The organism is Gordonia desulfuricans NBRC 100010 (genome assembly GCF_001485495.1).
GTDB lineage: Bacteria > Actinomycetota > Actinomycetes > Mycobacteriales > Mycobacteriaceae > Gordonia > Gordonia desulfuricans.
The window spans coordinates 66,650-80,891 of sequence record NZ_BCNF01000012.1 but is presented as its reverse complement, the minus strand read 5'-3'; the positions used below and the strand labels follow the sequence as shown (position 1 = coordinate 80,891).

Here is a 14,242-nt window from a genome sequence, read left to right as displayed (position 1 = left end):
CGGATTCCCCGGTCATCGTGACCATCTCGGTCATCGTCGTGCCCCTTCCGGTGGCGGGATCTGTCGTGGGGTGCTCATCGCTCCTCCGGGACGTTTCGGTCGGGTCTGGTCAACGCCACGAGCGTGGTCTCCGACGGCGGCGCCGGGATTCCGGACGACCACGCGACGATGTCGTCGAGTTCGGCGGGGGCCACCATCGCGGCGTCGTTGACCGCGCGTCCCGGTGCCGCGACGAGCGCGTCGAGGAGGATGACGAACCGGTCGACCATCGTCGCCACCGACGGCTCGTCGAACAGGTCGGTCGCGAAGACCACCGACCCGGTCCAGTCCGCGCCGGGCGCGGTGGCCAGGGTGAACGACAGATCGACCTGCGCGGCCACCGCGGGCGGTTCGAGCGTCGACATCTCGATACCCGTGCCGTCGTACACCGGCCCCCGGACCACCGGGGCGGTCAGCGACAGCATCACCTGCGCCAGCGGCGAGAAGGCTTGCGACCGCGTGGGTTCGAGAACCTCGACGAGGGTCTCGAACGGGACGTCGGCGTGGGTGAACGCCTCGAGGTCGGTGGTCCGCACCTCCTCGAGCAGATCGGCGAACGTCATCCCCGGGTCGACGCGGGTGCGCAGGACCAGGGTGTTGACGAACATACCGATCAACGCGTCGAGCTCGCGCCGGCCGCGGCCGGCGATCGGGGTGGCGATGGCGATGTCGTCGGTGGCCGACAACCTCGACAACAGCACCGCGAGCGACGCGTGCACCACCATGAACGCGGTGACACCGTGCTCGGTGGCCAGCCGGTCGATCCGCCCGCCGAGTTCGGCCGGGACCGAGAACCCCAGCTGCGCACCGTGGTGCGAGGCGACCGCCGGTCGTGGCCGGTCGGCCGGGAGGTCGAGCACGTCGGGGGTACCGCGCAGCTGGTGCGACCAGTAGTCGACCTGTCTGCCGATCACCGACGAGGTGTCCTCGGCCGATCCCAGTTCCCGATGCTGCCACAGTGCGTAGTCGGCGAATTGCACGGCGAGCGGGACGAATTCCGGTTCGGAACCGGCCGCCCGTGCGACGTACGCGGTGATCATGTCCCGTACCAGCGGGGTCATGGACTCACCGTCGCCGACGATGTGGTGGATCACCGCGAGCAGGGTCCACTCGTCATCGCCGCTGTGCCACAGGCGAACCCGGAACGGCGTCTGGGTGGTGACGTCGAATCCGGCCGTGGCGGCGGCGGTGAGCTCGGCAGCGGAGGCCACCTCCGCCCAGTCGATGTCGCTCGTGCCCGCCTCGGCGGGTGCGATCCGTTGCACCCCGGCACCGTCGACGGCCGGGAAGGTGGTGCGCAGGATCTCGTGCCGGGCCACGACGTCGGCGATCGCCGTCCGCAGCGCGCCGACGTCGAGGTGGCCGCGCAGCCGCAGACCCACCGGGATGTTGTAGGCCGCCGAGGACGGGTCGAAGCGGTTGAGGAACCACATGCGCTGCTGGGCGAACGACAGCGGGATGCGTTCGGGTCGCGGCGATGTCGCGGTGACCGGTGCCGAGGTGCCGCCGCGGAGGGCGGCGAGCCCGACGAGGTCGCGCACCGTCGGTGCGTCGAACACGTCCCGGACCGAGAGATCGGCGCCGAGGACCTCCCCGGCGCGTGCGGCCAGTCGGGTCGCCGACAGCGAGTTCCCGCCCAGGTCGAAGAACCCGGCGGTCGCCGACACCGATCGGATGCCGAGCACCTCGGCGAACACCGCCGCGACCGCCTGCTCCGCCGGGGTCCGTGCCTCGACGTGGCCGGCGGCGGTCACCGTCGGTGCGGGCAGGGCCCGCTTGTCGACCTTGCCGGCCGAGGTCAGCGGGATCGCATCGAGCCCGGTGACGGTGGCGGGCACCATGTGTGCGGGGAGCCGCCGGGCGAGGTGATCGCGCAGTTCGGCCGGTTCGGCCGGGCGGCCGAGCACGACATAGGCGGCCAGCGAGGTGGCGACCGACCCGCCGACCCCGATCACGACCGCGGCGTCCACGGCCGGGTGAGCGGTCAGTGCCTCCTCGATCTCGCCGAGTTCGATGCGCAGGCCACGCAACTTCACCTGGTCGTCGCCGCGTCCGAGATAGTCGACGACGAGGTCACCGCGGTCGCTACGTGCCCAGCGCACCACGTCGCCGGTGCGGTACATCCGCGATCCGGTGGGGCCGAACGGGTTGGCCACGAAGCGTTCGGCGGTGAGATCGGGCCGCTCGAGGTAGCCCCGCGCCGGGGCCGCCCCCGCGGCGTACAGGTCGCCGGGCACACCGATCGGGACCGGACGTAGCCGCGCGTCGAGGACGAGCAGGTCGACGCCCGGGATCGGCCCGCCGATGTCGACCGGGCGCCCCGGGGTCAACGCCGCGCTCATCGTCACCGCCACCGCGGCCTCGGTGGGGCCGTAGGCGTTGTGGAATGCGACCCGGCCGGCCCAGCGGTCGACGAGTGCCTGCGGTACCGCCTCGCCCCCGGAACCCAGCATCTGCAGATGCGGCAGGTCGGGTTCGCCGATACTGCCCAGCACCGCCGGGGTGAGGAAGACGTGGGTGAGTTCGCTGTCGTCGATGAAGCGGGCGAGCGGTTCGCCGCCGAGCACATCGGCCGGGCGGTAGACCAGTGCGCCACCGGCCACCGAGGCGAGCAGCCATTCGAGTTCCGAGGCGTCGAAACTCGGTGAGGCGAAGGCCAGCACACGCGAGGTGTGGTCGGCACCGAAGCACGCCACCTGCGCCGTGGCGAAGTTGTACACACCGCGGTAGGTCACCGGGACCCCCTTCGGGGTGCCGGTGGAACCCGAGGTGTAGATGACATATGCCACGGCATCGAGGTGGGGACGCCCGATCAGTTCGTCGGACCGGAGGGGTCCGCCGGAATCGGTTGCGACGGCCGATCGCAGCGATTCCACCTCGATCGTGCCCACACCCTCCCCGATCACCGGTTGCAGTGCGGCGGTGGTGATCGCGATCCGCGCCCGGCTCTCGGCGATCATGTGCGCGATCCGCTCGGCGGGATGATCCGGATCGATCGACAGATGGGCGGCCCCGATCCGCGCCACCGCCCATTGGGCGGCCAGCAGATCCACCGATCTCGGGATCGCCAGTGCGACAACGGAGTCCACTCCGACACCGGCCGCGATGAGCCTGCGGGCGACGAGGGTCGAGTACCGATCGAGCTCGGCGTAGGTCAGCGCACCGCCCTGGGCGTCGGCGACGGCGGGCCGGTCGGCGAACCGCACGGCCCGTTCGGCGAGGACCTCGCCGAGCAGCCTCGGTTCCGCGGGTGCCCCACCGGACACCGGGGCCAGTTCCCGTGCCCGGTCCGGTGCCAGCAACGCGATGTCGGCGACCGGGGTCCCGGCGTCGGCGACCGCACTGCGCAGCACCTGACGCAGCGCCCGGGCCAGTTCGGTGATCTGGTGCTCGGCGAAGGCCTCGGGCAGATACTTCAGTTTCAGCGAGAGCCGATCTCCGGCCGGTGATGCCGCGAGGTTGAGCGGATAGTGCGTGGCATCGGTCGCGGTGACGTCGAGGATCTCCAGACCGCCGGTCAGTGACGCGTCGGCGGTGGCGATCGAGTCGCTGTCCACCGGATACGACTCGTAGACGGTCAGGGTGTCGAACAGCGCCGGGAGTCCGGTGCGGCCGACGATCTCCGGCAGCGCGACGTGCTGGTGGTCGAGCACCGAGGTCTTCTGCGCGGTCATCGTGGTCAGGACGTCGGCGACGGTGGCCGCCGGGTCGACGTCGACGACCACCGGAAGGGTGTTGATGAACAGGCCGACCATCTGCTCGACCCCGTCGAGGTCGGCGGGACGTCCGGACACGGTCTCGCCGAAGGCCACCACCTGGTTGCCGGTCATCCGCGACAGCAGCACCGCCCAGGCGAACTGCAGCACGGTGGAGACGGTGACGCCCTGGGAACGGGCCAGCCGGCCGATCGCGGCGGTCAGGTCCGGATCGAGCAGTGCGATGTGGTCGCGCGGCATCGATTCGGCGCTCACCTCGAGATCCGAGGACACCAGGGTGGGCTCGGCGAGCGGTTCGAGTACGCGATCCCACGCGGCCGTCCCCGCCGCGGGGTCGATCCGGGCGAGGCGACGGAGGTGGTCGCCGAAGTCGCCGGCCTGCGGCGCATGACTGCCGGTGAAGGTGGTGCCGTGGGCGTAGAGCGCCAGCATGTCGGCGAGGACGAGCGGCCCGGACCATCCGTCGAGCAGGATGTGGTGGTTGGTGACCACCAGGGTCGCGGTGTCACCGTGGGTGATCAGCCGGAACCGGATCAGTGGCGGTGCGGCCAGGTCGAACGGCCGTACCCGCTCACGTGCCGCGATCGCCTCGATCAGCCCCTCACGATCCGCGGCGGCGGGGTCGAGTTCTTCGGTCTCCCACGGGATGTCCACGACGTCCGGGATCACCGCGACGACGCTGCCGCCGGCCGTGCGGACATAGCCGCTGCGCAGGACCCGATGATGGGCCAGCAAACCGGACGCGGCCAGCCGGATGCGGGCACGGTCGATGTCGCCTCCGAGGGTGAGCACCGCCTGGGTGACGTAGACGTCGACCGACGCCGCCCGGCCCACACCGGCCGAGGTCATCCCGGCCTGGAAGTAGAGCCCGGCCTGCAGTGGCGACAGCGGCCAGAGGGCGGCACGCGGATAGCGCACGGCGAGGACGTCGAGATCGTCCTGGGTCAATGCCACACCCGGCACATCCGACGGGGACGGTCCCGGATCGGGGTCGGCCGCGATGTGGTCGACGACGGCTGCGAGTTCGTCCTCCCAGGCCTGTCCGAGTGCGGCGACCTCGGTGTCGGTCAGCAGTGCACCGGGGAAGGTCAGGTCGGCGACCAGGGTGCGGCCGCCGGCGCCGGGCACCGTGGACACGGTGACCGTGAGCGCCGCGGGCATCGTCATGGCCCCGGCGACGGTCGGGGGCAGCGGCGGTGCCTCGGGGGCGACGGTGAACGGGACGACATGGGCGGCCCCGGATGCCTCACCGGCCCCGGATCGCTTGCCGGCCCCGGATCTCTTGCCGGCACCGAAGAAGTTGAACGCGATGGACGGCAGCGGTCGCTCGGCGAGTTCGGTCTGCGCTCCGTAGCGCAGGATGCCGAATCCGACTCCGGCGTCGGGCATGCCGAGGCGTTCCTCCTTGGCCGCCTTGACCGCGTGCACGATGTCCACCGCCGGGTCGAGTGCCACCGGGGCGATGGTGGTGAACCATCCGACGGTGCGCGACAGGTCGGCCCGCCGCGGATCGGTTCCGCCGGAGATGGCCTCCTCCGACCGTCCGTGACCCTCGGTGAGCACGACGACCGGTGCGTCGTCGGCGATCCCACGCTCACGTTGCCGGCGGCGCACCGCCCGTGCGAGTGCGGCCAGCAGCACGTCCTGCGCGGTGCCGCCGAAGGCCTCGGGCACCCGGGTGAGCACCGCCTCGGTGGTGGCGGCCGACACCCGGTGGATCACCGATCTCGCGGTGGCCTCCCGATCGCGGGAGCGGTCGGGGGTGACCCCCAGGTCGGTCGGCTGCAGCGGGGACCGGGCCAGCCAGTGGTCGAGTTCGGCGGTCCGGGCCCCGGCCTGTCCGGCGAGCGCACCGTACCAGGCTGCCGCACCGGTGATCTCGGGCCTGACCTGCACCGGTGCGTCGTCGGTGCGCCGGGTCCACACGGTGATCAGGTCCTCGATCAGGATCGGCCACGAGACCGCGTCCACACCGAGGTGGTGGATCACCAGGACGAGGCGTTGCTCGCCGCCGGAGGCGTGCACCAGAACGGCGGCGACCAGGGCACCGGTCGACGGGTCGAGACGACCCGAGGCCTGCGCGTGGGCGGTCCGCACCACCTCGGCGAAGCCCGCATCGTCCACCGCGAGTCCGGTGGTCGTCTCGGTGACGGCGGTCTGCGGATCGAACACCCCGTCGGCCACCAGGTCCCAGCCGGCACCGGCCCGACGCAGCGACACGGTGAGCATCGGGTGGGCGGCGACGACGTCGGCGACGATCGCCGCGACGCTGTCGCGGGTCGACCCGGTGGGTGCGATCAGCACCCGCGACTGGGTGAAGTCCGCGAACGGCTCGGTTCCGTCGGACAATTCGGGGCCGTCGGACAACCCGGTGCCGTCGGACAACCCGGTGCCGTCGGACAACCCGGTGCCGTCGGACAACTCGAGCATCCAGGACACGATCGGCGGGATGTCGACGGCGCCGCCGGTGTGCTCCGGTTCGGCCAGCATCGGCAGGCGATCGGTGTGATCGGCGGCCGCGGCGGCCATCGCACGGATCGTCTTGAGCTCGAAGATCTCCCGCGGTGAGAGCGAGAGTCCGGCGGCACGCGCCGCCGAGGTCAGCTGGATCGACATGATCGAGTCCCCGCCGAGTGCGAAGAACGATTCGGTGACCGACACGCGGTCGAGTCCGAGCAGCCCGGCGACCAGTGCCGCCAGGATGCGTTCGGCCTCGGTGACCGGCTCCACGAACTCCTCGTCGATCGCACCGAAATCCGGTTCCGGCAACGACTTCCGGTCGACCTTGCCCGCGGTGTTGAGCGGCATGTCGTCGAGGATCATCCAGACCGAGGGCTGCATGAACTCGACGAGGTGCGCCGCCGCATGGGTGCGCAGCGTCTCGCGGTCCAGTCCGGCCGGCCCGTCGACGTAGGCCACCAGCACCTCGCCGCCGGCCGGTGCCCGGCCGAGGACGACGGCGGCGTGCACGACGCCCGGCGCCGCGGCGACGACCGCCTCGATCTCGCCGAGCTCGATCCGCTGACCGCGCAGTTTGACCTGGAAGTCGGTGCGGCCCAAGTACTCCAGATGTCCGTCCTGGTTCCAGCGGACCATGTCGCCGGTTCGGTAGAGACGATCGCCGGCCTGCCCGAAGGGGTCGGCGACGAACCGTTCCGAGGTGAGACCGGGACGATCGGCGTAGCCGCGGGCGATCTGCAGCCCGCCGAGGTAGAGCTCACCCGGCACCCCGGCCGGGACGACCTGCAGCCGGTTGTCGAGGACGTGGGCACCGACATGCCACAGCGGCCGGCCGATCGGCACACTGCCCCGCCCCGCCCGGACCTCGGCGATGGTGGCGAAGATGGTCGCCTCGGTGGGGCCGTACTGGTTGTGCAGACCCACGTGCGGCCACAGCCCCAACAGGCGGTCGACCACCGCCGGCGTCAGGGCCTCGCCACCGGTGTGCAGATGACGCAGTGACGAGATCCATTCCGTCCCGGCCTCACTCATCGCCTCCACCAGCGAGGAGAGCATCGACGGCACCATGATGGCGCTGGTCACGCGATGGTCGGCGATGTGGCGGGCGACGGCCCACGGATCGCGGTGCTCCCCCGGCCGCATCATCACCAGGCGACCGCCGTCGTACATCCACCGGAGGAACTCCAGCACCGACGGGTCGAAGGTGTAGTCGAGCACCTGCAGGAAGACGTCGTCGGGTCCGAAGGCGTAGTAGTCCTGGTCGAAGATCAACTGCGACAACACCGACCGGTGGGACACGGTGACCCCCTTGGGGCGACCGGTCGATCCGGAGGTGAAGATCGTGTAGGCCGCGTGATCGGGCCGCAAGGGCGCGGTGCGGTCGGCGTCGGTGATCGTGGCGACCTCGCCGTCGACGGGGTCGTCGGCATCGAGGGCGACCACCGGCATACCGCTGTCTGCGGCGAGGGCGGAGATCACCTCGGGCACAGTATGTCCGGCGACCACCACCGCGACCGCACCGGCCGTGTCGAGCATGTACTGCACACGCTCGACGGGGGCGGCGGTGTCGATCGGCACATACTGTCCGCCGGCGGCGAGCACCGCCTGCAGGGCGATGACCATCTCGAAGGACCTCGGCGTGCACACACCCACCGCCACATCCGGTCCCACGCCGAGACCGATCAGGCGGCGGGCGGTGGCACCGACCCGGGAACCCAGTTCGGAGAACGACATCGCCCGACCGTCGAAGGTCACCGCGGTCGCCTCGCCGAACCGGCGCCAGGCGGCGTCGATCACGTCGGCCAGGGTGCCGTGGGTCGGCGCCCCGCGCAGTGCCTCGTCGGTGAGACCGACCTCGGCGCCGTCCGACCAGCCCGCGATCGTCGCGCGCTCGTCGTCGGTCACCAGTGCCGGGGCCGACACCGGAAGCTGCGGTGCCGCGGTCAGGTCGGCGAGCAGACGGGTGAGACGGGCGGCCAGGTCGGCGACGCGGGCGGCGTCGAACAGATCGGTCGCGTAGACGATCGCGCCCTGCCACCGGTCGCCGGGGGCGCCCGGGGTCAGGCTGATCAGCAGATCCACCTTGGCGGGAACGCCCAGGTCGTCGACCGGGGTGATCTGCAGGCCGGCGATCGTCGCCGCCGGTGCGCCCGGCGCCAGTTCCGGCAGCACCGACTGGTCGAGGGTCAGCCACACCTGCGCCAGCGGCGCGAAGGCCTCCGACCGCACCGGAGCGAGGGTCTCGACGACGGTCTCGAACGGCACATCGGCATTGGCGAAGGCATCCAGGTCGGTCTCACGCACCACCGCGAGCAGATCGGCGAACGACATGTCCGGGTCGATCCGGGTCCGCAACACCAGCGTGTTGACGAACATGCCCACCAGCGGGTCGAGTTCGCGGCGGCCACGCCCGGCGACCGGACTGCCGATCGCGATGTCGTCGGTCGCCGACAGCCGGGCCAGCAGCACCGCGAGTGCGGCGTGCACGACCATGTAGGAGGTGACCCCGGCCTCGCGGGCGATCGTCGCGACCGCGGTGGCGACGTCGGCCGGCAGGTCGAAGGCCACCGAGGCACCCCGCTGCGAGGCGACGCGTGGCCGTGGCCGGTCGGCGGGCAGGTCGAGGACGTCGGGCAGACCGTCGAGCCGTTCGGCCCAGTAACGCAGTTGCCTGCCGACCACCGAGTCCGGATCGCCGGTGTCGCCGAGGGTCTCGCGCTGCCAGAGTGCGAAATCGGCGAACTGGATCTCCATCGGCGCGAACTCCGGTGCCGCACCCCGCAGCCGGGCCTCGTAGGCGGTCATCAGGTCACCGATCAGCGGTGCCATCGACTCGCCGTCGGCGACGATGTGGTGGGTCACCACCGCCACCACGGCCTCGCCCTCGGCGAGGGTGAGCACGCGGACCCGCAGCGGCAGGTCGGCGGTGACGTCGAATCCGGTGGTCACCGCCGACTCGAGCTCGGCCGGTGTGTCCACCACCGCCCAGTCGAGCCGGTCGCCGATCTCGGCGACGTCACCGATCAGCTGCACCGGATCACCGTCGACGGAGACGAAGGTGGTGCGCAGGATCTCGTGGCGCACCACGAGATCGGCGATCGCCGACCGCAGTGCCCGGATGTCGAGCGGACCGCTCACGCGCATCACGATCGGCACGTTGTAGGTCGGCGACGACGGGTCGAACTGGTTGATGAACCACATCCGCTGCTGTGCGAACGACAGCGGGATACGGTCCGGCCGTGCCGGTTCGGCCACGATCGGGGCGACGATGCCGCCGTCCCGGCCGACCGCGGCGGCCACCAGCGCCCGCACCGATCCGGCCGCGAAGACGTCGCGGACCGAGATCTCCGCCGACAGCGCCTCACCGGCCCGGGCGGCGAGCCGGGTGGCCGAGAGCGAGTTGCCCCCGAGATCGAAGAAGTCGGCGGTCACCGACACCTCGGCGGGATCGAGGTCGAGGAGTTCGGCGAAGACGCGCACCATCGCGGCCTCGGTGGGATCGGCCGGTGCGACGAACTCGCCCACGGTGATCACCGGATCGGGCAGTGCCCGCTTGTCGAGTTTGCCGACCGGGGTCAGCGGCAGTGCGTCGAGAACCATGATCGACGACGGGACCATGTGGGCGGGAAGGCGTTCGGCGACATGGGCACGGACCTCGTCGACGTCGAGCGATCCGGCGTCGGCCACCACGTAGCCGGCCAGTGCGGTCGCCACCGAACCGCCGACACCGACCACCACCGCGGCGCGCACACCGGGATGGCCGGCCAGCACCGCCTCGATCTCGCCGAGCTCGATCCGCAGACCACGCAGCTTGACCTGGTCGTCGCTGCGGCCGGAGTAGTCCAGGACCACCTCACCGGCAAGGTTCTGCCGCCACCGGACGACGTCACCGGTGCGGTACATGCGATCACCGCCGGGCCCGTGCGGGTTGGCGACGAACCGGCTCGCCGTGCGGGCCGGGTCGTCGAGGTAGCCGCGCGAGAGTGCGCCGCCACACACGTAGAGCTCCCCGGGCACACCCACCAGGACCGGACGCAGCCGTGCGTCGAGCACCATCAGCCCGACACCGGCGAGCGGCCCGCCGAGGGTGACCGGCTCGCCGACACCCATCGGCGCGCTGATCGTCACGCCGATCGTGGTCTCGGTGGGGCCGTACAGGTTCTGCACCCGCCGGAACGCCGCCCACTGGTCCTTGAGCGCCTGCGGCACCGCCTCGCCGCCCGCGTAGACCACGCGCAGCGTCGGAACACCGTGTGGCTCCAGCGTCGCCAGCACCGACGGGGTGAGGAAGGCGTGGGTGACCGCCTGCCGGGCCATGTGGTCGGTCAGTCCCGGACCGCCGACGGCATCGGCCGGCCGGTAGATCAGGACCCCACCGGACACCGTCGCCAGCAGATACTCCAGCACCGACGCGTCGAAGCTCGGCGATGCGAAGCCGAGGACCCGCGCGTACTCGTCGGCACCGCTGCGGCCGATCTCCTCGGCGGCGAAGTTCGCCAGCCCGGTGTGGGTGACCGCCACGCCCTTCGGCCGGCCGGTCGACCCGGAGGTGTAGATGACGTAGGCGATCGAGGTCGGGTGGACCGTGGCGAGGCGATCGGTGTCGGTGATCGCCGCGTCGGAGGTCGAGGCGATCGTCGCCGTCACCGCGTCGTCGTCGATCCGAATCCACTCGAATGCCGTACCCGGCAGATCTCCGGCGGCGGTAACGGTGAGTCCCAGCACCGCCCCGGAGTCCTCGATCATCGTGGCGATCCGGTCGGCCGGGTAGTCGGCGTCGATCGGGACGTAGCCGGCGCCGGTCTTGGCGACCGCCCAGATCGCGGTCAGCAGACGTGCCGATCGGCCCATCGCCAGCGCGACCAGCGACTCGGCGCCGATCCCCTGCCCGATCAGCCAGCGCGCCAGCCGATTCGAGCGCGCATCGAGCTCGGCATAGGTGAGCATCTCACCGTCGGCGTCCACCACCGCCTGCCGTGGCCCCCAGGTGGCGGCGGCGGTGGCGAAGATGTCGGCGAGGATCACCGGCGGGGTCTGGCGCCCGCCGGTCACCACCACATCCGAATCGAAGGCGGCGGGATCGAACGAACTCGCCGGCGGCGCCGGGGTCACCGGCCGGGGTGCGCGGGCCAGTTCCCCGACGGTCGTACCCGCCGAGAACGGCACGTCACCGACGAGGATGCGCGGATCGGCGACCACGGCCTCGAGCACCCCGACGAGGTGCTCGGCCAGCCCCGACACCGTCGGCTCGTCGAACAGGTCGGTGGCGTACACGATCGAGGCCTGCCACGGTGCGTCGTCGGCGTGGGCCACCGAGACCATGAGGTCCACCCGGGCCCGCACGGTGTCCGGCGTCAGCGGGGTCAGCGTGAGGTCACCGAGCCGCCCGGCGGCCAGATCGGCCCCGGCGGTCTCGGGCAGGGTGGACTGGTCGAAGGTCAGCCACACCTGCGAGAACGGTGCGAACGCCTCCGAGCGCGGCGCCCCGGACGCCTCGACGACGGCCTCGAACGGGACGTCGGCGTTGGCGAAGGCGTCGAGATCGGTGCGCCTGACCTCGTCGAGGAGGGCGGCGAAGGTGGCGTCCCGGTCGACTCGGGTCCGCAGGATCAGCGTGTTGACGAACATACCGATCAGCGGATCCAGCTCCGCGGAGCCGCGACCGGCGATCGGGGTCCCCACCGCGATGTCGTCGGCGGCACCGAGCCGTGCCAGGACCACCGAGAGTGCGGCGTGGACCACCATGAACGGTGTCGTACCGGATTCGCGTGCGAGATCGTCGATCCGGGCACCGAGGCCGGTGTCGATCCCGAATCCGACGCGGCCACCGCGTCCCGAGGCGACCGGTGGGCGCGGCCGATCGGTCGGCAGGTCGCCGACCGGGTCGAGTCCGGCCAGCCGGCCGGTCCAGTACGCCAGTTGCCCGCCCACCGACGATCCCGGGTTCTCCGGGCTGCCCAGGACACGGTGCTGCCAGATCGCGAAATCGGCGAATTGCACTGCCAGCGGCGCGAAGTCGGGGTCGGTGTCGGCCGATTCGGCGAGGTAGGCGGTGGTGAGGTCGGCGATCAGCGGTGCCATCGACTCACCGTCGGCGGCGATGTGATGGGTGATCACGGCGACGACGTACTCGGCCGGCGCGGTGCGGGCGACCCGTACCCGGATCGGCCAGGCGGTGGTGACGTCGAACCCGGTCTCCACCGCCTCCCGGATCTCGTCGGTCGAGTCCACCACGGCCCAGTCGAGCCGGGCCGCCACCGACGACACCCGGCCGATCTTCTGGTGGCCGACACCGTCGGCCGACGGGAAGGTGGTCCGCAGGATCTCGTGGCGGACGACGACGGCGATCAGTGCCGCGTGCAGCGCGTCCACGTCGAGTTCGCCCGACACCTGCAGGACGACCGGGATGTTGTAGGTCGGCGAGGTGGGGTCGAGCCGGTTGATGAACCACATGCGCTGCTGCGCGAAGGCCAGCGGGATGCGCTCCGGGCGTGGATCGGCCACGGTGACCGGTCCGGGCGCCGCGCCGCTGTGGTCGGGGGCGCCGATCCGCGCGGCGAGGTCGCGCACGGTCGGTGCGTCGAACAGATCGCGGACCCCCAGGTCGCGGCCGAGGATCTGGCCGGCGCGGGCGGTGAGCCGCATCGCCGACAGCGAGTTGCCACCGAGATCGAAGAAGTGGTCGGTGGCACCGACCCGGTCGGTGCCGAGTACCTCGGCGAACACCGCGGCCAGCGTGCGCTCGGTGCCGGTCTGCGGTTCGACGTACTCCGACGCCTCGAAGACCGGTTCCGGCAACGCTTTTCGATCGATCTTGCCCGCCGTGTTGAGGGCGAGGTGGTCGACCGGCATCCACACGGTGGGCCGCATGTACTCCGGTAGTGCGGCGGCGACGGTCGCCCGCACCGCGTCGAGGTCTATCTCCGTGCCGGTCGCGGCCGACACATAGCCGACGAGGTGTTCTCCCCCGCCGGGTGCCGTCGCCACGGTCGCCGCGGTGTGTACCACACCCGGCGCCGAGGCGATCACCGACTCGATCTCCCCCAGCTCGATCCGCTGGCCGCGCAGTTTGACCTGGAAGTCGGTGCGGCCCAGGTACTCCAGCACACCGTCGGCGCGGCGGCGCACCAGGTCTCCGGTCCGGTACAGCCGTGTACCGGGTGCCCCGTAGGGGTCGGCGACGAACCGTTCGGCGGTGAGGTCGGCCCGGGCGGCATAGCCGCGGGCGAGCTGGACGCCACCCAGGTAGAGCTCACCGGCGACACCGTCGGGAACCCGGTGCAGACGTGCGTCGAGCACCACCGCCGACGAATTCCACATCGGCAGGCCGATCGGGACCGTGGGGTCGCCGGCCGAGACGGTCTCGATGCGCTGATAGGTGATCTCGACCGCGGCCTCGGTGGGGCCGTACAGGTTGTAGAACAACGCCTCCGGCCAGATCTGCCGGACGGTGGCGGCCACGGCCGGCGGCAGTGCCTCACCGGTCGTCGAGAGGATCCGGACCGTGTCGAGCCGGGCGAGCCGGTCACCGGGGACGACCTCGAGGAACACCGACAGGATCGACGGCACGAAGTGCACCATCGTGACACCGGTGCGTTCGATCTCGTCGGCCACGTGTACCGGATCGAGGTGGCCGCCGTCGCGCAGGACCACGGTCTTCGCACCGATCATCAACGGCGCGAACAACTCCGGAACCGAGCAGTCGAAGGTGTAGGGCGTCTTCTGCAGCACCACGTCGGTGGTGTCGATGGGCAGTTCGTCGAGTCCCCACCACAGGCGGTTGAGCACGGCGGCATGCGAGAGCGTGACCCCCTTGGGGCGACCGGTGGATCCGGAGGTGAACAGGGTGTAGGCCGCCGCGTCGGCATGCAGCGGGGCGAGCCGGTCGGCGTCGGTGACGGGGGCGACGGTGAGATCGGCCGGACCGGAGGTGTCCACCGTCAGCACCGGGATCCCGGCGGCGCGGGCCGCCGTCGCGGCATCCGAGCCGGAGGTCGCGGCGGTGGTCAGCAACACTGCGGCACCGG

Annotated in this window: 1 protein-coding gene (only partly in view); it reads right to left on the bottom strand. The window is 71.5% G+C overall.

The features are described 5' to 3' along the window. Nucleotides 1-74: 74 nt before the first annotated feature. Nucleotides 75-14,242: the 3' portion of a non-ribosomal peptide synthase/polyketide synthase gene (locus GD1_RS02015; protein ID WP_059035328.1), read on the bottom strand. The gene runs 26,224 nt beyond the window's last position; only the last 14,168 of its 40,392 coding nucleotides appear in the window; its start codon lies off the right edge, out of view — the gene reads right to left on this strand; its stop codon occupies nucleotides 75-77.